This is a genomic window from Arthrobacter sp. CDRTa11, from assembly GCF_026427775.1.
Classification (GTDB): domain Bacteria; phylum Actinomycetota; class Actinomycetes; order Actinomycetales; family Micrococcaceae; genus Arthrobacter.
The window spans coordinates 4,341,733-4,361,359 of the sequence record NZ_CP044532.1; the positions used below are offsets into that span (position 1 = coordinate 4,341,733).

Consider the following 19,627-nt stretch of genomic DNA (forward strand, 5'->3'; position numbering starts at 1 on the left):
CAATGACCTGCTGACCAACATCTTGTACTAAGACCAACATATTGGTCAAGGCTTGGTCAGAAAGTGTTCCCTGGGGAACCCGCCTAGAGCGAGTGGGCACTCAAGGGATTGGCGAGTGCGCGCGCAATATGCTGCAGCTCGCCAACGATTTCGGCATGATCCAGCTCGTCAGCACGGGCCTTGAGCAGGGTGGCACTGATGGCAAACTGCGCCGGCTCGCCGGGAAGGTTCACCACTGGCACCGCAAAGCAGACGACGCCGATGTTCGTTTCCTCGTCGTCCATGAAATAACCGCGCTGCCGGGACGTCTGAAGCTCCCCCATGAGGTCCGTCAGGCTGGTCAGGGATTTCGGCGTGAACGGCACAAAGGTCTTGCCGCGGTACCGGTCTTCCACCACGGCGTCCGGAAGGGTAGCCAGCACCGCCTTGCCCGTGGCTGTGACGTGGGCGGGGAACCGGTCGCCGATGTTGGCAGTCAGCCGAATGGGATTAGTGCCCTCATAGCGGGCGAGATAGAGGACATCGGTGCCGTCCAGCAGTGCAAGGCGCGCGGCCTCGCGGGATATCAGCCGGGAGCGGCGGCACAACGCATAGAACTCGGCGAGCTGGTCGGCAGAGCGGAGGTAGTCTCCGGCGAGCGAAAGGATCCGCCGCCCCAGGGTCAGGCGGCCGTCCGAGCGCCTCAGCATGCCCTCGCCTTCAAGGGCTGCGCAGATGTTGGCGGTGGAAGACTTGGCGAGATTCATTGACTTTGCGAGCTCAGGAACGCTGGCGCCCGCTTGTCCGGCTGCCGCGACCAGTTCCAGAATGGCCATCCCCCGTGTGATTGCCGGAACCGAGCTCTGCCCGCTGACGCCCGCTTCTGTTGCCGTCTCTGCCGTCATGCTTTCCTGCCCCTATCCAAAATATTGACTTTCAGCCAGTATATTGGCTTATCATTGCGGAGTCACCCCTCCCCGCCCTTCTGCGGGACAGGTGGCACCTTGTATGGCCGCCCGGGCGTTTCGCCGGCGTCCAGCCCGGCAGTCCGGAATGGTTCCCAAATTTCAAGGAGTACACCGTGTGCGCGGAAGAAATCAGGCCTAGTCCACTTTACCCAGCCGAGGCCAGGAATGGGCCCCCTGTTGGCAAAGAGGCCTTTGAAGAGGTGTTCGAACAGGTGAAGACCTGGGGCACCTACCCGGACCCGTCTGCCGGGGCGTGGCAAACAGTCACGCCTGCTTCAATTGTGGAAGCGGCTTCGCTGGTCCGCAGCGGCCGGGTGGTTCCCACCGCCCTGCCCTGGAACACAGTCAGCGGACCTTCCAACGCCAATCCTGCGCTGCACTACATGACGGACCTGGGCGTGCGGGAGGCGCCGGAGCCGTCCTGCAACAAGGACTTCATCGGCGTCGACTACCACGGCAAGGCCGTCAGCCACCTGGATGCCCTGAGCCACATTGCCTACAAGGGCCTCCTCTACGACGGGCAAACCTCCAAGGAGGTTGTCACCGCTACGGGCGCAGACTTCGGCTCGGTCAGCTCACTGGGCTCCCTGGTCACGCCGGCCGTTTTGCTGGACTTCACCGTCCTGTTCGACGTTCCCTGGCTGGAACCCGGCACCGCCATCCACGCGGAGGACATCCTCGCCGCGGAGGCAAAGCTTGGCGTGAAGATCACCGCCGGCGACGCCGTCCTGATCCGGACAGGGCACTTCCGCCGCGCCCACGAGCTGGGCATCTGGGACTCCTCAGAGCTGAGCGCAGGACTGCACGTTGACTGCATGCCGCTGCTGGCCGAGCGCGGCATCAGCGTTTTGGGCGGCGACGGCGACTCGGACGTCCGCCCCTCCCCCACCCCGGGCATCCACTCGCCCATCCATATCCTGGCCATCACCGCGATGGGCCTGCCCCTCCTGGACAACCTCGACCTCGAAGCACTCGGCGCGGCCTGCGCCGAAGAGGACCGCTACCGGTTCATGTTCGTTGTTGCACCCCTCAACATTCCCCGCGGCACAGGTTCGCCCGTAAACCCCTTGGCGGTCTTCTAATGAAATTCACAGTAGGAATTTCCCCCGATTTCCTCGACACCGCCGGCAACAACGTCTGGGGCGACATCGGCCTGGCGGGCCTCGACCAGGCCGGCATCGCGTGGGAGTACATGAAGGAGAAGGCCCAAGCGCTCATGCCGGCCCAGATGGAACAGTACGATGCCATCCTCTACGCCGCGCCCGCCGTCACCGCGGATTCCTTCGCCGGCGTCGGTAATCCACCGCTGATCCTGGCCCGGTTCGGCGTCGGCTATGACGCCGTGGACCTCGCCGCCTGCACCGCAGCAGGGACCGTTGCCACCATTACCCCCGACGGCGCCCGCGGCCCCGTGGCCACTGCCACCCTGTCGATGCTCCTGTCAGTCCTGCACCACACAGTGACCAAGGACCGGCTGGTGAGGGACCAGCGCTGGGATCTGCGGGAGAACTTCATGGGCACCGGCCTGACGGGAAAGACCGTCGGCCTGCTCGGCGTCGGGAATACCGGCGGCGAACTGATCCGCCTGCTCGCCCCGTTCGGCGTCCGCTGTGTTGGCTATGATCCCTTCTGCCCGCCGGAGCGGGCCGCCGAACTCGGCGTTGAACTGATGGAACTCGAAGACGTGGCGGCGTGCTGCGACGCGCTGGTTGTGATGGCCGTCCTGACGGACCAGACCCGGCACATCGTCGACGCCGGCATCCTGGACCGGATGAAGCCCACCGCCGTTGTCATCAACATGGCGCGCGGACCCATCATCAACGAGCCTGACCTCATTGCTGCACTGGAGAGCGGACGCATTGCAGGGGCCGGGCTGGACGTCTTCGAAGAAGAACCCGTCAACAATGCGCTCCTTGGACTGGAGAATGTCACGTTGTCGCCGCACTGCCTGTCCTGGACCGACGAGATGTCCCTGGGTAACGGCGGCAGCTGCGTGCGGGCCATCGTGGATGTTGCCAACGGGCGAACCCCTACATTTGTCATCAACCGGGAGGTACTGGATTCAGCGGCCTTTAAGGACAGGCTCAGCCTCCAGGCACGCTAGGCCGTTGCCCCTTGAAGGGGCACTTACACCACGAGGAGCCCTCTTTGCGCATCGCACGAATAACCACACCGGAAGGTCCGCAGCACGCCATCCTGCGCGACGGCAGCTGGGACCACATAGCCGATCCCTTTGCCCGGCCTTTGACCTATACCGGGGCCTCAACAGCCGACGCCGACGCCGTCTTCCTTGCGCCCGTCAGGCCGGCAGTCATTGTTGGGATTGCCCACAACCTCACCAACAACAACCACCCGCTGCCCATCCAGGCGTGGCTCAAATCGGTCCACACGCTCGCGGACCCGGACGCTCCGATCCTGGCCGCACGCGGGCGGGGCACGGTGAACGTTGAGGGGGAACTCGCCGTCGTCATCGGAAAGACCTCCACGGCCCTGACCGTGGAGAACGCCCTGGAGCACATCCTCGGGTATACCTGCGTCAACGACGTCACCAACGTGGACCAGGGTGCGGTGGACGAGCGCAACTTCCAGGGCAAGGCCGGCGTCAACTATACCCCGCTTGGCCCCTGGATCGAGACCGACATTCCGAATCCCGGACTGGTGGGGATTGATGTGATTGTCAACGGCGAAGTAAAGGCGAAGTCGGGCTCGTTCAACCTGCCGTCGTCGGTGGAGGAGTGCCTTGTTTACGTGACATCATGGCTGACCCTCGAGCCCGGAGACGTGGTGATGACCGGCGCTCCCGGCACCGCAGTCGCGGTCGAGCCAGGTGACCGGGTGGACATCGACCTGGGCGGCATCGGAAGGCTTTCCAACAGGGTCGCGTAAACGCACGTTACACCTGAGGGAGTGTGGGTGGCCTGTGACGATTCCGGTTAACGGCGCATAATTGAATCCACAGGCGGCGGCCTGCAGAGGAGGACACCATGCGGATTCTCGGAGCGCTCATTGTTATCTGGCTGATCATCGGAGGCCTCGCCGCCTGGCAGCGCGGATACTTCGGCGGAGCAGGCACCACCTGCGCGGAGATCGGCACCGTGGCGGTGACCATCGTCGCCGGACCGCTGAATTACATGGGAGCCAACCCGCAGATTCAGTGTGAACTGCCTCAGCCGTCACAGTAGCTGTTGGGTGTGCCTTCGGTGATCCTTCCCTAGAGTAGGGAGTGCCGGGTGCGGCCGCGTCCGCACCCGAATCGATCCTCCAGTCTCGAAAGGACCGCCGCGATGGCTTTCATCACCGTTGGAACCGAAAACAGCACTGACATCGAGCTCTACTATGAAGACCGCGGCACGGGCCAGCCGGTGGTCCTGATCCACGGGTACCCTTTGGACGGTTCATCGTGGGAGAAACAGGCTGCCGCGCTCCTCGACGCCGGCTACCGCGTTATCACCTATGACCGGCGCGGGTTCGGCAAGTCCAGCAAGCCGACGGCGGGCTATGAGTACGACACTTTCGCCGCCGACCTTAATACCCTTCTCACCACCCTGGACCTGAACGACGCCGTATTGGTCGGCTTCTCCATGGGCACCGGCGAGGTTGCCCGCTACCTCACCACCCATGGTCCGGCGCGGGTGGCAAAGGCCGCCTTCCTGGGATCACTGGAACCGTTCCTTCTGCAGACGGAGGACAACCCTGACGGCGTTCCGCAGTCTGTCTTCGACGGGCTCACCGAGGCCGTCACCGCCGACCGCTACGCGTTCTTCACCGAGTTCTTCAAAAACTTCTACAACACCGATACGTTCCTGGGCACGCCGCGGCTCAGCCAGGAAGCGCTCAGCGCCAGCTGGAACCTCGCGGCAGCCTCCGGAGCCACCGCCTCCGTGGAAGCCCAGCCCACCTGGCTCACCGACTTCCGGGCGGACATTCCCAACATCAAGGTTCCGGCGCTGATTCTGCACGGCACGGCGGACAACATCCTGCCCATCGACTCCACCGGACGGCTGTTCGCCAAGGCCCTCCCGAGCGCTGAATATGTGGAGATCGACGGCGCGCCGCACGGGCTGCTGTGGACGCACGCCGCTGAGGTCAACGAGGCCCTGCTGCGGTTCCTCGCCAAATAGCATGTAGCAGGCAAGCCGCCGGAAAGGCATCCGGCGACACAGCAGAGGGGCCCGGTTCACAAAAACCGGGCCCCTCTGCTGCTGGTGCGGAAACTGCTGCCTGGTCAGGCCCTGGCAGCATTGGGCGGCAGTGCCAGCTTGAACACCTTGGCCCAGGAGGATCCAACCTGCTTGAGCAGCGGACCGGTGGTGTACTTCAGGCCATAGCGCTGGCAGATCTCACGGACCCGGGGCGCCACTTCGGCGTACCGGTTGGACGGCAGATCGGGGAAGAGGTGGTGCTCGATCTGGTGGGAGAGATTGCCCGTCATCAGGTGCATGAACCTGGAACCTGAGATGTTGGCCGAGCCGATCATCTGGCGGACATACCAGTCGCCGCGTGTTTCACCTTCCACCATCTCCTCGGTAAAGGTGTCCGTGCCCTCGGGGAAGTGGCCGCAGAAAATCACTGCGTGGGCCCACACATTGCGGACAGCGTTGGCAGCCAGGGTTCCATAGAGTGCCTGCTTGCCGGATCCGGTGAGCATTGCCACGGCGGGCGTGGCCGCATAGTCCTTGGTGAACTGCGTGATCACCTTTCGGCCCAGGGCCTTGAGGTCCTTATGCAGTGCTTCCTTGGACTTGGTGCCTTCCTTGTACTCGGTCAGCTCGAGGTCGTAAATGGCAATGCCCCACTCAAAAATGGGCGCCAGGATGGCATTGAACAGCGGGTTGGCCAGGTTGATGGGCTTCCACGGCTGGTTCTCGTCCATGCGCAGGAGGTTGTATCCGACGTCGTTGTCCTTGCCCAGCACGTTGGTCCAGCGGTGGTGCAGGTCATTGTGGGTGTGCTGCCAGGAGCGCGACGGCGTGACGAAGTCCCATTCCCAGGTGGTGGAGTGGATGTCCGGGTCCCGCATCCAGTCCCACTGGCCGTGCAGGATGTTGTGGCCCAACTCCATGTTTTCCAGGATCTTGGCCAGGCTCAACAGCGTGGTGCCGGTAACCCAGGCGGCCTTGTTCTTGCTGACCAGCAGAGCCGCGCGGCCGGAAATCTCCAGCCCGCGCTGGATCTTGATCATGCGCCGGATGTAGGCGGCGTCCGAGGCTCCGCGCTTGGCCAGGATCTCGTCGCGGATGGCGTCGAGTTCGCGGCCCAGCTCAGCTACCTGTTCGTCTGTCAGGTGCGCCGCAGCGGGCGGGCGCACCGTAGGACTGCCGGACTCGGCCAACGCTCCGGGGCGTGTCCGTGTCCCGCCGGTCGAGGTTGCCTTGCTTGCTGAAATTACTGACATACGGTGCTGCTCCTCAGAGTTCGAGGTTGACGGGTCCGGCGGCTGCCGAGACACACGTTTGGATCAATTGGCCGGGCTCACCATGGACCTCGTTGGTGCGGAGGTCCCGGACCTGTCCGGCCAGGAGCGGGGTCAGGCAGCTGTGGCAGATGCCCATCCGGCAGCCGCTGGGCATGAGTACCCCGGCGTCCTCACCCACGTCCAAAAGGGGAGTATCGCCGTCGGCGTCCACTTCCCGGTCCGACGCTTCAAAGGTGACAAGGCCGCCGTCGTGCCCCACACCGCCGGCGAAGGCGGTATTGAAGCGTTCGATCATCAGGTTTCCCGGGTCGCCGGGGAGCGCCACATCCGAACCGGGGGCACCTGCTGTGAGGGCAGCCTGTTTCCAGAGCGCCTCGGCGTCGTCCAGGAAGCTGTCCGGGCCGCAGGCGTATGCCGAACGTTCCTTCCAGTCCGGGCAGATCTCCTCAAGCTCGGCGGTGGTGGTGAAATCCAGGCGGCCTTGCTGCCCGGTAAACCAATGGGCAAGCCGGAAGTTGGGGAACTGGTCCGCAAGTTCGGCCAGTTCTTCCCGGAAGAGGCTCTCGCCGGGGGTACGGGCAGAGTGGATCAGGACGACGTCGGCATCCGGGCGGCGCGGCACCAGCGTACGGATCATGGACATCACCGGAGTGATGCCGCTGCCCGCGGTGACCATCAGCAGGGGCCGGGGGTGCTCCGGGAGGACAAAGTCACCCTGCGGTGGGGCCAGGAACAGGACGTCCCCGGGACGGGTAGTGCGGACCAGCGTCCCGGACACTGCCCCGACGTCGGTGACGGTGATGGCGGGATCTTTGCCGGCGGGGGCGCTGAGCGAGTAGGACCGCCAATGGCGGACCCCGTCCAGTTCGACGCCGATGCGCGCCCACTGGCCTGCCAGGTGCGCATGCCAGCCGCGGCCGGGGCGGAAGAAGATGGTGGCGGACTGGGCCGTCTCCTGGACAACACGGGTCACCACGCCGCGGAGCTGCCGGGCGGAGAAGACCGGATTAAAGAGCGCAAGGATATCTTCGGGCGCCAAGGGCGTGGTCAAAACCGAGGCCGCCTGGGCCAGCTGACGCAGCCGGATCATGCCGTTGTTCCTAAAGCGGCGCGAGCCATATTTCTCTCTCCCGTCACATGACCGTTCCGCAGTCACGCTGTAATGGTGGACGCTAAGCCCCCAAAGCCGCTATAAGCCTAACGGCTTCCATCCGCCGATGGTTCCCCCATTGATATTAGTAAGCCAACTGATCAAAATCCAAACATGCACTCCCGGTCGGCCGGACAGCACTGGCGTCGGTGATCAGCGGGCGTCGCGCTCTTCGAATTCCTCATCGAGATCGAAGTGCCGGAACTCTGTCTCGGGGTTCGGCCCGCCTTCAGACACGTATTCATAGTCGAGTTGGCGCTGGACCTGGCTATCCAGAACCTGGAGCTCCAGGTCAGGCACTGCTGAGAGGTCTGCCGGAAAATCTTCTTCCGGCGTCAGATGGAGCTTGTCAGACATGGGTGCCTCCCGGGGTCGTCACGGATTGCCCGGCCGCAGTGGCGCGAACCCTCTCAGGATATTCCCTGTTTCACCGAACACCCAGCCGTTTCAGCAATTGTCAGGAGCCGGCCCGGCTCCAGCCGACGGCCGGCGCGACATGCCGGGCGATATTGCCCAGCAGCTTGGCGTTGAAGTCCACGCCGAGCTGGTTGGGGACCGTGACGAGCAGGGTGTCCGCCGCCTGCACAGCGGCGTCGCCTGCGAGTTCCGCGGCGATGACGTCCGGAGCCCCTACATAGCTTTTTCCGAACCGCGCCGTCAGCCCGTCGATGATGCCTACCTGGTCCCGGGTGTCCCGGAGCGCACTGCCTGCAAAGTAGCGGCTGTCTTCCTCGTCCACGATGGGCAGGATGCTGCGGCTGACCGAAACCCGTGGCTGGTGCTTGTGGCCTGCCGCCGCCCAGGCCTCCCGGAACAGCTGGATCTGCTCCGCCTGGAGCTGGTCAAAGGGCACCCCTGTGTCCTCGGTCAGCAGGGTGGAGCTCATCAGGTTCATCCCCTTACCGGCCGCCCACACTGCCGTCTTCCGGCTCCCGGCTCCCCACCAGATGCGTTCCGGCAGCCCCGGCGACTGCGGCTGGACGGGCAGCAGCCCGCTGGCACCACCGGCATAGCGCGGATCCGCCTCCGCCACGCCTGCGCCGCTAATGGCATGCCGGAACTGGTCTGTGTGCCTGCGGGCCATATCGGCGTCGGTCTCGCCGGGCTCCGGCAGGTGCCCGAAGGCGGCAGCTCCGTTGCGGGCCGGTTCGGGTGAACCCCGGCTGATACCGAGCTGAAGCCGGCCTCCGCTGATCAGGTCCGTGGCGGAAGCTTCCTCTGCCATATAAAGGGGGTTTTCGTAGCGCATGTCGATCACGCCGGTACCCATTTCGATCCGGCTGGTGCGGGCAGCGATGGCAGCCAGGAGCGGGAACGGGGAGGCCTGCTGGCGGGCGAAGTGGTGGACCCGGAAGAACGCGCCGTCGATGCCCAGCTCCTCCGCCGCGACGGCAAGTTCGATGCCCTGGACCAGGGCCTCGCCCGCGGTCCTGGTGCGGGAACCCTGGCCGGGGCCCCAGTGGCCAAAAGAGAGGAATCCGATGCGCTGCATGTCAGGACCAACCTTCAGGGGCCGCCAGGCATTCCCGCGCCAGCCATTCCCATCCCTGCCCGGGTACAGGAGAATCTCAGGAGCATCGGCAACGGAGAAGAACCTGGGGAAAGCGGCCGTGCCGTGGAAAGGTGGTTGGCCTGTGGCGCACTTCGACTTTTGTGTGGTGGGCGGAGGCATTGTTGGACTGGCCACGGCCTACCAGCTGCTCCGCAAGAACCCGGGCGCCTCCGTGGTCCTGCTGGAAGCTGCCGAAACCCTGGCCTCGCACCAGACCGGCCACAACAGCGGCGTCATCCACTCCGGGATCTACTACCCGCCGGGCAGCCTGAAGGCCCGGTTCAGCAAGGCCGGCGCGGAACAGACCCGGGAGTTCTGCCGCGAGCACGGCCTGCGGTACCAGGAGCCGGGCAAGCTGCTGGTGGCCACCACGGAGTTGGAGCGGCGGCGCCTGGATGACCTGGAAGAGCGGGCGGCCATCCACGGCCTCGGCTCTGAGCGCCTGGACCAGGCGGAGCTGGCGCGGCGCGAGCCCCATGTAGCCGGACTTGGTGCCCTCCTGATTCCCAGCACCGGAATCGTGGACTACCGGGCGCTGGCACTCAAGCTGGCAGAGCTTGTCGAGGCGGCCGGCGGCCAGGTGCTCACCGGCAACCGCGTGACCTCCATCAAGGAGTCCGCAGACCGGGTGGACGTTGGAACGGGCACTGAGCGGTACAGCTGCGGCAGGCTGGTGGTGTGCGGGGGGCTGCAGTCGGACCGGCTGGCGGAGCTGGCGGGCCTGGACATAGACGTGCAGATCATCCCTTTCCGCGGCGAGTACTTCCAGCTGCCCGCTGAGAAATCCGATTACGTCAGCCACCTCATTTACCCCGTACCTGATCCTGCCCTCCCCTTCCTGGGCGTCCATCTCACCCCGACCATAGACGGCACCATCACGGTGGGGCCCAACGCCGTCCTGGGCATGTCACGCGAGGGCTACCCCAAGTTCTCCATCAACGTGCCGGACATGGCGCGCTACGTCCGCTTTCCGGGGCTTTGGCGGGTTGCGCGGGCCAACCCGGCCACCGCTGCCAGGGAACTGCGGAATTCGCTGTTCAAGGGCAGCTACCTTCGGGAGTGCCGGAAGTATGCGCCGGGCCTGACCAGGGCGGACCTGCTTCCGCACGAGGCCGGGATCCGGGCCCAGGCCGTCCGCCGCGACGGCACCCTCATCCACGACTTCCTGTTGGCGGAAACACCCCGCATGATCCACGTCCTGAACGCGCCCTCCCCCGCCGCCACCGCGGCACTGCCCATCGGCGCGCACCTGGCGTCCAAGGCCTCAGCACCGTCCAAGGCGTCAACGCGACCCAGGCCGCCAGACGGTGTCATGTAGCGGGAAGCTCTCAGTCATTTAGGGGGAAGCTCCCAGCCTTGGCTGATATTCCAATGGCTGGGAACGCCGAGCACGGCGGTCCTTGGTCACGGAAGCACAAAGGACAACTATGTTAAGAACGCCGGAATTCTCCAGGAAAACGCTCATGCTGGGAGCGGGGATGGGCTTCCTGGCCCTCGCCACGGGATGCGCCAGGACAGGCAGTGAAGCGCAGCCGGCGTCGGCCGCTTCCTCGCCTGCCTCCACCGCTGCCGCGGCCCCGGAGTGGGAGTATACGGGAGCCATGGGGCCGCAGGAGTGGGGAACCCTCAGCCCCTCCTACACATCCTGCCAGGCGGGCACGGCGCAGTCCCCCATTGACCTGACGGGCGCAGCCCTCAATGGAATGGCCAGCGGCACCGGAGACCAAGGCAGTGTCATCCAGCTGCAGTACCAGCCATCGGATGCTGAAGTGGTCAATAACGGGCACACGTCCGAGCTCCACTCGACTGCTCCCCAGGTGATGCTGCTCAACGGGCTGCCCTGGACGTTCAAGCAGTTCCACTACCACGCACCGTCCGAGCACACCCTGGACGGGAAACGGTTCGAGGCCGAATTCCACTTTGTCCACCAGTCCGACGACGGCCGGCTGGCCGTGCTGGGTGTGCTCGCCGTCGAGGGCCCGAACAATGCCGCCTGGGCGGCTTTTGTGGACGCTGCCGCCGCCGCTCCCGCCGCAGGCTCCAAGGCCCCGGCCGGCGTCGTCGATCTTGGCGCACTCATCCCGGCCTCGCTGGACCACTTCGCCTATACCGGCAGCCTCACCACACCTCCCTGCTCGGAAAATGTCCAGTGGCTTGTCCTGGAAACCCCGGTCGAGCTGGGGCGGGTGCAGCTGGACGCGCTGACCGCAGTCCACGACGGCAACGACCGCCCCCTCCAGTCCCTCAACGGCCGTGCTGTGAGTGTGGTGCACCAGTAATTCCGACAGCTACGCGCCGCGTCCAGTGCCGTCAGGGGACCTCGATGGTCACCACAGCCGGGCGGGATACAGCGGGCACAGCGGCTATTGCGGGCACAGCGGATATGGCGGCGACGGGGGCGGTGGTTCCGGGAACGGCAGGTCCGGACGCCCCCGTGCCGTGCGCCCCTGTGCCATCCGCCGCGGGCCCAGGCGCTGTGGGTTCAGGCGCCGTGGGTTCAAGAGCTGTGGCAGCCGTGGCCGAAGTGACGGCCCTGGACACACAGCACGCCATCTTTTCCGTGGCGTTCTTCTGCCTGGCGCTGTAGAAGACGTCGCGGTGGTCAATGGCACCCTCCAGCCGGAGGATCCTGACTTCGCAGAGACCGCATTCGCCCTTGCGGCAGTCGAACATCATGTCCAGGCCGGCCCCCTCAAGGGCCTCCAGCATCGATACGCCTGGCCCCACCGGAACCTCCATCCCCAAACGGGGAACCCGGACGATGAACTGCTCGGGCCGGTACCAGCCGCTGTTTCCGAAAGTCTCGTAGCGAAGGCTTGCTGGGCTGAGGCCCTGCTGGGTCCACGCCCGGCGGACTGCATCCATCAGCCGGATGGGGCCGCACATGTAGAGCTCGGTACCGTCGTCCTCGATGCCGCCCACCAGGCGGTTCACGTCCAGGAGTGTCCCTTCGGCGTCGCTGTGGACCACAAGGTTTGCACCGTGTAGCTCCTCCAACTCAGGCAGATACGCCATGGCGGCCCGCCGGCGGCCGGCATACACCAAGGTGTAGTCAAGCCCCAGGTTTTTCAGGACGACTGCCATCCCGGCTATGGCAGTGATGCCGATTCCTCCGGCCAGCAGGATGTAGCGCGCCGCGCCAACCCGGAGTGGAAAGTTCTGCAGCGGCTGGGTGATTTCCAGCCGGTCGCCGCGCTGGAGGCCGTGGATAAAGAGGGAGCCGCCCCTCGACGCCGGTGCCTTCAGGACGCTGATCGCCAGCCGCTTGCCGTCCTGGCTGGATTCCACAATGGAATAGGACCGCCTCACCCGCTGCCCGTCAATGCGAACCATGACATCGAGATGCGAGCCCGGCTCCGCTTTCAGTGGCCGGTCCGGTTCCAGCACGATCCGCTGGATGTCAGTCGCGATGTTTCGGGCCTCGACAACTGTTCCCAGCTGCCACACTTCAGTATTTGATGCTGCCACGGCTATCCGTCCGCTCGTAGTGGCTGCCTGCGTCAGGCACTGGGAACCAGGCGGCCTTCGGCCTCGAGCTGGCGTTCAATCAGCCGCCTCACCCACATGCCGCCGGCATCGATGTTGAGGTTGTAGAACTCGTAGTCGGGATTGGCGTCGATCGCTTCCTGCTGCGCGGCGAGCATCGCCTCATCTTCGCCAAAAACGCCATGCACGCCGTCCCGCAGCTGGGTGGTGATGAGCTGGCTGTCCAGCCGGTAATTCCGCATAAAGGCCCAGAAGTAGTGGCAGGACTTGTCACCCTCAGGGGTGATCGCGTTCATGACAAAACCGTTGACGCCCTGGCTGCGGTCGCCGTCGAACGCTCCCGTTCCGGCTTTGGCCACCCCAACGTCTATGTTGATGACCGACGGCGAGCGGAAGGTGATGATCTGCCAGCGGTCCACTTTGCCAGCGAAGCCCGGGAATTTGTCCCTCATGTTCTTGAGCCAGAATGGCGGGGCATCGATATCAAACATCCACCGGGCGACCGTGACGGTGTCGCCGTCGTGCGTGACCACGAAGTCAGACTCGCTCAGCTCCTCCTGCCCGATCGAGGAGGAGTGGATAAATTCCTCGTGGGTGAGGTCCATCAGGTTGTCCAGCACCAGCTGGAAATTGCACGGCGCATGGATGGTTTCGCCGTCCCCCGCCCATTCGGCCGAATCCAGCTGATGCATGTCCGGGACAAGCGCCGGGTTGGCCTGGGTGGGGTCGCCCAGCCAGACCCACACATAGCGGTGCCGCTCCACCACCGGAAAAGAAGGGACGGTGGCGCTGGGGTTGATGGTTTCCTGGGCCGGCATGGAGACGCAGCGCCCGGCTGAGTTGTAAACGATGCCATGGTAGGGGCACTGGATCTGGTCCTTGCCCAGGGTCTTGCCCATGGAGAGCGGAGCGAGCCGGTGCCAGCAAGCGTCAGCCAACGCCACCGCATTGCCGTCCTCGGTGCGGTAGAGGGCCAAAGGACGGCCGGCTACTTTCCGGGCCATCGGCTTGCGGGTCACTTCCTTGTCCCACGCCGCCACGTACCAGGCATTCAGCGGGTAGCCGAGGACCTTGTTGGTGGTGGAACTCCTGGCTTGCATTGCGTTCATGGCGTTTCCCTTCCGCGGGCTAAATGCCTATCTCCATAGGTAGTGCACTGCGTCACACAATAACTATGGATATAGTTATTGGCAACAGCCAGGACCATATTTCGGGAGGAGGCGCCATGAGTCTTCGTTATGCACTGCTGGCTTTGCTGTCCGTGGAGCCGATGACGGGCTATGACCTCGCGAAGCACTTTGAATCGTCGGTTGCCTACGTATGGCACGCCCCCGATTCCCAGATCTATCCCGAGCTGCGGCGGATGGAGAAGGAAGGCTTGCTGGTGGCCAGCGAAGTGCCCTGGGGCCCCAACAGCACAAAGACCCGGTACAGCATTGCGGACGCAGGCACGGCAGCCTTCCGGCAGTGGATGAATACTCCGCTGGAATATGCCCGCGAGCGCGATCCCGCCCACCTCAAGGCTGCCTACCTGGAATGGGCGGACCCTTCGTCCGCCCGCGCCCACATGAAGGCGCACCTGGAATACCACTCCCTGCGCCGCAGGCAGTGGGAAGGCATGATTGAGGAGCTGCGGAACGGCACCAACGTGATGCTCAGTAAACGGCTGGCGAAGACACCGGAAGCGGACAGGCGCCGGACCATCGAGTACAAGATCTTTACCTACGAAGGCCTCATCGCCCGGGCGGAAACGGAAATTGCCTGGGCACGCCGCGGCCTTGACCTCATAGATTCCCTCGAGGGCAGCAACTGAGCGCCGCTTACCACTGCTGCGGCCGGGGCGGGCCGAACGCCGGGGACCCCCAGCGTTCGGCGGCTAAACTGGCACCGTGCCCACCGACCAGACATCGCCCACCAGTCCCGAGCCGCCGTCGCGCGGGAAACTGGCCGAGCGGCTGCTGCCCGGCGGAACCGAACCGGACCCCCGCTTCACCCTCGCCAACGAACGGACGTTCCTGGCTTGGATCCGCACCTCGCTGGCGCTCCTTGCCGGCGGCATAGCCATCGAGGCATTCACCGCCGACCTTTTCCTGGAGCCAGTGCGCAAGGGCCTGGCTGTCCTGCTGTTGCTGCTGGGGATGCTGCTGAGTGCCGGGTCAGCCGTGCGCTGGATCAGGGTGGAGCGCAGCATGCGCAACAAAACACCGCTCCCGCTGCCGCTCATCGTGCCACTGCTGGCCGGGGCCGGTGCCCTGGCGGCCGCCGCTGTGCTGATTTTCGTTCTCTGGCGCTGACCCTGTGGAACGGCGCACACCAGCACCCGGTCTGCACGGTGATGCCGGGCTGCAGCCGGAACGGACCACGCTGGCGTGGGGCCGCACCATGATGGCGCTGGTGACTGTCAGTGCCATCTTCCTCCGCTGGCTTCCACAGCACGGGCTGCCCATCCTGTTGCTGTTTGCCGTTTCCATCACCGCCGCAGCGGCCATTTACTTCACCCAGCGCCGCCGCTACCGCGCCAGCGCAGCGGGGATCGTCCGGGAAAATGTCGACGCCGGCGCCTCCGCCGTTGTCTGGACGGCGCTTGCGGGGGTTGTGCTGGGGGCGTTGGGAATCGGCGTGGTTCTGCTGGGAAGTCCGTGATGGCGCCACCGGGCCAACGCACAGAGTGCCGAAACCGGGTTTAATGACGGCATGACCCACCCCACACGGCAGTCCACCAGCCCACTGACGCCACAGCCGGCCCCTCACCCCGCGTTCGAAGCCGCTTATCGAGCCGCCCAAAAGAGCGTGAACGAGGGCGGCATTCCCATCGGGGCAGCGCTCGCACGTGGCGGCCTGGTCATCGCGAGCGGACACAACGAACGGGTCCAAAACGGCGATCCGATAGCGCACGGGGAAATGTCCGCGCTGCGGGCAGCCGGCCGGCAGAAGAGCTACCGGGACACCACGCTGTACACCACACTGGCCCCGTGTGCCATGTGCACCGGAACCATCATCCAGTTCAAAATCCCCCGCGTGGTGGTGGGCGAAGCGCGCACGTTTGGCGGTGAGTTCGAGCTTCTGCGCTCACGCGGCGTTGAGGTGGTGGTCCTGGATGACCAGCGGTGCGTGGACATGATGCGTTCGTTCCAGGAAAAGAACCCAGCCTTGTGGGCAGAGGACATCGCGGAGGACATCACCGCGGACATCACCAAGCAGAACTAGCGTGTGCCACCTGGGGCTGCGGCTATGCGATTTCAGAGATCGTCTTCGGGCCGGGCGGTGAGGATCCGGTTGGCCCTGGCCTGAAGGATGCCGAGCGACTCCTGGATCAGCGGCGATGCGATGCTGCCGCTGCGCACCGCAGCGACAATGCGGCGCGCGGGCCTCCCCTTGCCAGTAATACGCAGTCGAACCACGTTTTCGGCACCGCGCAGGGGCGCCAGTCGTGGCAGCAGCCCCACGCCCAGCCCCGCACCAACGAAGGCGATCTGGGTTTCCCATTCGATGGCTTCATGGGCAATCCGCGGCGTCACGCCGACTGCCGTGAACGCCGCGGTGAACAGGGAATGGTAGGTGGAACCGGCGGCCTCGGTGATCCAGGGTTCGGACGCCAGCTCTTCGAGGGTCACCGTTTCCCGCGATGCCAACGGATGGTCGGCGGGAAGGATCACGTCCAGGGGATCGTCGAGCAGAACGGTCTGCTCGAAGCGCGGATCGTCCTCAACATAGGTGTCGGACTGCATGGCGACGATGACCGCGAGGTCGATTCGCTCGGCAACCAACAAGTCGAAGCAGCGGGCCGGGTTGGCCTCGAGCACCTGCACCTCCAGCAGGGGGCGTGTTGAGCGCAGGGTAGCGGCCAGCGGCGCGAGCAACTGGGCGGCCGCCGTCGAGAATCCGCCGAGGCCAAAACGGGACTGCACCTGGTCGCCGGCCTCCATGGCGGCGGCGCGCAGGCTCTCCCATTCCGCAATCAGGACATCCGAGCCCTCCACGAGAAAGCGGCCCGTGGCCGTCAGCCGCACACCCCGGCCGTCCTTCGTCAGCAGCTGCATTCCAAGCACGCGCTGGAGCTCCCGCAATTGCGCGGAGACTGCGGAGGGAGAATAACCCGTGAGCTCCGCGGTAGCGCCAACAGTGCCACACCGGGCAAACACCCGAAGTGTTATGAGCCGTGGATCGATCATGCACCTATTGTGCACTGTTCTCTCCTAAATGTTGCGCTTTTGCTGCAGATCGATCGGCTCTAATCTCGTGAATACAAGGTTTTCGACAACGCCGCTTGCACTGACGCAAGCAGTGGTCGCAACGCATCGCCCGCTTATCCACGCCTCCCGGGAGGAAACACATGTCTGCTCCAGTCTTGCCCCTCAATTCACGCGGAAAACTCGCCTCATCATTGCCTGCCGAGCAGCTGGCGGAAATCAAAGAGTTGTTCGATTTCCGGCGCGTGGGATATTCCCTCGATGCGCCCTTCTACACCGACCAGACGATTTTCAACATCGACATGCAGGCCATTTTTGGCCAGCACTGGATCTTTGCCGGCAGCATCGCCGAACTCCCGGAGCCGGGCGACTACATCACCGTCGACTACGGGCCCTATTCCCTGATCGTGCTGCGCAACGACGACGGCGGCGTGAACGTCCTGCACAACGTGTGCCGCCACCGCGGCGCCCGCGTCCTGACCGAACCCGCGGGGTCAACGGGAAACCTGGTATGCGGCTATCACTCCTGGACCTACTCCCCGGAGGGCAATCTGATCCACGCCTCGGCACCGGGGGAGACGAAGTTCGACAAGGGCTGCTTCGGCCTCAAGCGCGCCCACAGCCGCGTGGTGGCCGGACTCATCTTCGTCTGCATTGCGAACGAACCGCCGGCGGATTTTGATGAAACCGCCAAGATCTTCGAGCCCTACCTCGCGCCCCACGATCTGTCGAAGACTAAAATCGCCTACCAGCAGAACATCGTCGAGGAGGGCAACTGGAAGCTCGTCATGGAGAACAACCGTGAGTGCTACCACTGTGACGGCCACCCGGAGCTCGCCTGCTCCCTCTTTCCCACCTGGGGCCTGACGGAGGGCCTGATCCCGGCCCACCTTGAAGAAGTATGGGACCGCAACAAGGAAGCACAGTCCTCGCTCGAGGAACGTTGCCGCCGCTATGGCCTTCCCTATGAGGTGGTGGAGGAGCTCGACACACGCGTAGCTGGTATCCGCATCTCACGGGAATCGCTCGACGGTGAGGGCGAATCGTTCTCGCCCGACGGGCGCAGGCTCTCCAAGAAGCTGCTCGGCGACTTGCGGGACTTCCGGCTTGGCCGCTGCTCGATGCACCTGCAGCCCAACAGCTGGTTCCACTTCCAGGGGGACCACGTCATCACGTTCGCTGTCTTCCCCGTTAACGAACACCAGACACTGGTGCGCACCACCTGGCTGGTAGCTGACGACGCCGAGGAAGGCGTCGACTATGACCTGGAGAAGCTCACCTACACCTGGAAGCAGACCAACCTGCAGGACAAGGCGTTCGTGGAGCTGTGCCAGACGGGCGCCGGCAGCCCCGCCTACGAGCCCGGCCCCTACATGAAGAGCGAGTACCAGGTGGAGGCGTTCATCAACTGGTACGTGCAGCGCGTGCAGGAGCACTTGGCATGATTGAAGTCCTCACTGAAACGGCCATCCAGGAACCACAGCGCATTCGCGGTCTTGAGATGCCGTGGAACAGGGTAATGGGCAGCACCGAGGGAGCCGCAGGCGCCGCCCGCGCCTTGGGCCCCTGGCACCCCCAGGAGTTCATGGCCGAATGTGTCGAGACCGTTCCCGAGGCGGGCGGCATGATGACCTTCGTGTTCCGCCGCTGCGACGGTGCGCCGCTGGCGTTCCGTGCGGGCCAGTACGTGAACATCGCCTTTCCCCTGAACGGCGAGGATCAGGATCCGGTGGACCGCAGCTACTCGCTGTCCAGTTCGCCCACGCAGCCCTGGACCTTCAACATCACAGTCAAAAGCGATCCCGCGGGACTTGTCTCACCGTGGGTGCACGAGAACGTCAGGCCCGGTACCGTCCTGGAGATGCTCGGACCGGTCGGGGCATTCCACCTGCCCGACGCCGACCGCCGGGCACGCTACCTCTTGCTGGCCGCCGGCGCAGGCATCACGCCCATCATGTCGATGCTGCGGACCATCCACTCCCTGCCCGGACAGGCCGATGTGGTGGTTCTCTACCACGGAGCGGAGGCCGGAGGCTTTGCCTTCCACCAGGAATTGGCCTACATCGCCTCCGTGGACTCGCGCGTCAAGGTCTTCTACTCGCTGGGCGACCGCGGCATCCCCGAGGGGTGGGAAGGGCTCACCGGGAGGCTGACGGCGGCCATGCTCGACGAGGTGGCCCCCGATGCCAACGGCCGCCAGGTCTATGCCTGCGGCCCCGAGGGGTACCTGAACACCGCCACGGAGCTCCTCAGGAAGGTGGGCGTCGACGACACCTCCATCTACATGGAATTCTTCACGGGAGACCGCCAGACGCTCCTTGAATACCAGGCGGAGCTCGCGTTTGCAGTGGACATCGCGGAGGAAATCGCCGAGGAAATCGCCGATTCCGCTGAGGATTACTACGAAAGCCAGCCCACCGCGTTCGGGCTCTACGAGCCCGGTTACGACGCCGAGGGAACCCTGAAGGCCACGGGGCTGGCGCTGGAAACCGTCGACCCGGACGCGCCCGCGTCCGAAGCCCCCGGCCGCAGTCCGGAAGCGGGGCCAGAGGCCGGGTCCCCCGATGCCTCGAGCTTCGACACGGTCGGAACGGGAAGCCTCACCCTGTCCTTCATGCGCACCGGCATCAATGTGCGCATCGACCCCGAAGAACACATCCTCGGGGTGGCCCAGCGTGCGGGTGTCAGGATCGGCGCGAACTGCAAGGAAGGCATGTGCGGCTCCTGCAAGGTCGTCAAGCTTTCCGGGGAGGTCGAGATGAACCACCAGGGCGGAATCCGGGCACGGGAAATCGATGCAGGCAAGTTCCTGCCCTGCTGCTCCACCGCGCGGACCGATATGGTGATCGATGCCTAGCGGCTACCAGCTGCGCTAGGCCGGAGAGC

The 19,627-nt window shown here is 64.8% G+C and carries 21 protein-coding genes; 13 read left to right on the forward strand and 8 right to left on the reverse strand.

Annotated features, from left to right (window positions below; genetic code table 11):
- Positions 1–83 precede the first annotated feature (83 nt).
- Positions 84–884 carry an IclR family transcriptional regulator gene (locus F8G81_RS19730; protein WP_267276326.1) on the reverse strand — a complete coding sequence of 267 codons (801 nt, stop codon included), beginning with the start codon at positions 882–884 and terminating at the stop codon, positions 84–86.
- A gap of 263 nt (positions 885–1,147) precedes the next feature.
- Here F8G81_RS19730 and F8G81_RS19735 point away from each other — a divergent pair, with 263 nt between their 5' ends.
- From F8G81_RS19735 to F8G81_RS19755, 5 genes are all read left to right on the forward strand, one after another.
- Positions 1,148–2,029: a cyclase family protein gene (locus F8G81_RS19735; RefSeq protein ID WP_267276327.1), complete on the forward strand. Its 882-nt coding sequence runs from the start codon at positions 1,148–1,150 to the stop codon at positions 2,027–2,029.
- Complete coding sequence (locus F8G81_RS19740; RefSeq protein ID WP_267276328.1) at positions 2,029–3,051, forward strand: NAD(P)-dependent oxidoreductase; 1,023 nt, start codon at positions 2,029–2,031, stop codon at positions 3,049–3,051. Before F8G81_RS19735 ends, F8G81_RS19740 begins: the two co-directional genes overlap by 1 nt.
- Positions 3,052–3,095: 44 nt before the next feature.
- Complete coding sequence (locus tag F8G81_RS19745) at positions 3,096–3,833, forward strand: fumarylacetoacetate hydrolase family protein (protein ID WP_267276329.1); 738 nt, start codon at positions 3,096–3,098, stop codon at positions 3,831–3,833.
- 98 nt (positions 3,834–3,931) lie between these two features.
- A complete protein-coding gene (locus F8G81_RS19750) occupies positions 3,932–4,129 on the forward strand; it encodes a hypothetical protein (RefSeq protein WP_267276330.1) in 198 nt (65 codons plus the stop codon).
- Between the two features lie 102 nt (positions 4,130–4,231).
- Positions 4,232–5,068: an alpha/beta fold hydrolase gene (locus F8G81_RS19755; RefSeq protein ID WP_267276331.1), complete on the forward strand. Its 837-nt coding sequence runs from the start codon at positions 4,232–4,234 to the stop codon at positions 5,066–5,068.
- Positions 5,069–5,172: 104 nt separating this feature from the next.
- On the opposite strand, the gene F8G81_RS19760 is transcribed toward F8G81_RS19755, so the two are convergent.
- The 4 genes from F8G81_RS19760 to F8G81_RS19775 form a co-directional block, all read right to left on the reverse strand.
- On the reverse strand, positions 5,173–6,342 hold the full coding sequence (locus F8G81_RS19760) for a fatty acid desaturase family protein (protein WP_267276332.1): 1,170 nt from the start codon (positions 6,340–6,342) through the stop codon (positions 5,173–5,175).
- A gap of 13 nt (positions 6,343–6,355) precedes the next feature.
- Positions 6,356–7,453: a ferredoxin reductase gene (locus tag F8G81_RS19765; RefSeq protein ID WP_267276333.1), complete on the reverse strand. Its 1,098-nt coding sequence runs from the start codon at positions 7,451–7,453 to the stop codon at positions 6,356–6,358.
- A gap of 213 nt (positions 7,454–7,666) precedes the next feature.
- Positions 7,667–7,870: a hypothetical protein gene (locus F8G81_RS19770; RefSeq protein ID WP_267276334.1), complete on the reverse strand. Its 204-nt coding sequence runs from the start codon at positions 7,868–7,870 to the stop codon at positions 7,667–7,669.
- Positions 7,871–7,970: 100 nt separating this feature from the next.
- Complete coding sequence (locus F8G81_RS19775) at positions 7,971–9,005, reverse strand: LLM class flavin-dependent oxidoreductase (protein WP_267276335.1); 1,035 nt, start codon at positions 9,003–9,005, stop codon at positions 7,971–7,973.
- A 142-nt stretch (positions 9,006–9,147) separates the two neighbouring features.
- Between F8G81_RS19775 and lhgO the strand changes: the two genes are divergently transcribed.
- Positions 9,148–10,383 (forward strand): L-2-hydroxyglutarate oxidase, encoded by a 1,236-nt coding sequence (lhgO, locus tag F8G81_RS19780; protein WP_267276336.1) that lies wholly within the window; start codon positions 9,148–9,150, stop codon positions 10,381–10,383.
- A 145-nt stretch (positions 10,384–10,528) separates the two neighbouring features.
- Positions 10,529–11,344, forward strand: a complete 816-nt coding sequence (locus tag F8G81_RS19785; protein WP_267276337.1) for a carbonic anhydrase — start codon at positions 10,529–10,531, stop codon at positions 11,342–11,344.
- Positions 11,345–11,375: 31 nt separating this feature from the next.
- Here the strand turns inward: F8G81_RS19785 and F8G81_RS19790 are convergent, their stop codons facing one another.
- On the reverse strand, positions 11,376–12,533 hold the full coding sequence (locus F8G81_RS19790; RefSeq protein ID WP_267276338.1) for a PDR/VanB family oxidoreductase: 1,158 nt from the start codon (positions 12,531–12,533) through the stop codon (positions 11,376–11,378).
- Positions 12,534–12,565: 32 nt separating this feature from the next.
- Positions 12,566–13,660, reverse strand: a complete 1,095-nt coding sequence (locus tag F8G81_RS19795; RefSeq protein ID WP_267276339.1) for an aromatic ring-hydroxylating dioxygenase subunit alpha — start codon at positions 13,658–13,660, stop codon at positions 12,566–12,568.
- A 116-nt stretch (positions 13,661–13,776) separates the two neighbouring features.
- On the opposite strand from F8G81_RS19795, the gene F8G81_RS19800 reads away from it, so the two are divergent.
- From F8G81_RS19800 to F8G81_RS19815, 4 genes are all read left to right on the forward strand, one after another.
- Positions 13,777–14,364, forward strand: a complete 588-nt coding sequence (locus tag F8G81_RS19800) for a PadR family transcriptional regulator (protein ID WP_267276340.1) — start codon at positions 13,777–13,779, stop codon at positions 14,362–14,364.
- A 76-nt stretch (positions 14,365–14,440) separates the two neighbouring features.
- Complete coding sequence (locus F8G81_RS19805; protein ID WP_267276341.1) at positions 14,441–14,845, forward strand: YidH family protein; 405 nt, start codon at positions 14,441–14,443, stop codon at positions 14,843–14,845.
- 31 nt (positions 14,846–14,876) lie between these two features.
- Entirely contained in the window at positions 14,877–15,194 is a 318-nt protein-coding gene (locus F8G81_RS19810) for a DUF202 domain-containing protein (RefSeq protein WP_416377152.1), read from the forward strand.
- A 51-nt stretch (positions 15,195–15,245) separates the two neighbouring features.
- Positions 15,246–15,758: a nucleoside deaminase gene (locus F8G81_RS19815; protein ID WP_267276342.1), complete on the forward strand. Its 513-nt coding sequence runs from the start codon at positions 15,246–15,248 to the stop codon at positions 15,756–15,758.
- A 32-nt stretch (positions 15,759–15,790) separates the two neighbouring features.
- On the opposite strand, the gene F8G81_RS19820 is transcribed toward F8G81_RS19815, so the two are convergent.
- Positions 15,791–16,723, reverse strand: a complete 933-nt coding sequence (locus F8G81_RS19820; protein ID WP_267276343.1) for a LysR family transcriptional regulator — start codon at positions 16,721–16,723, stop codon at positions 15,791–15,793.
- Positions 16,724–16,884: 161 nt separating this feature from the next.
- Between F8G81_RS19820 and F8G81_RS19825 the strand changes: the two genes are divergently transcribed.
- Both F8G81_RS19825 and F8G81_RS19830 read left to right on the forward strand, forming a co-directional pair.
- Positions 16,885–18,186, forward strand: coding sequence for an aromatic ring-hydroxylating oxygenase subunit alpha (locus tag F8G81_RS19825; RefSeq protein WP_267276344.1), 1,302 nt, complete (start codon positions 16,885–16,887; stop codon positions 18,184–18,186).
- Positions 18,183–19,598, forward strand: a complete 1,416-nt coding sequence (locus F8G81_RS19830; protein WP_267276345.1) for a ferredoxin reductase — start codon at positions 18,183–18,185, stop codon at positions 19,596–19,598. The genes F8G81_RS19825 and F8G81_RS19830 overlap by 4 nt, the downstream gene beginning before the upstream one ends.
- Positions 19,599–19,627 lie beyond the last annotated feature (29 nt).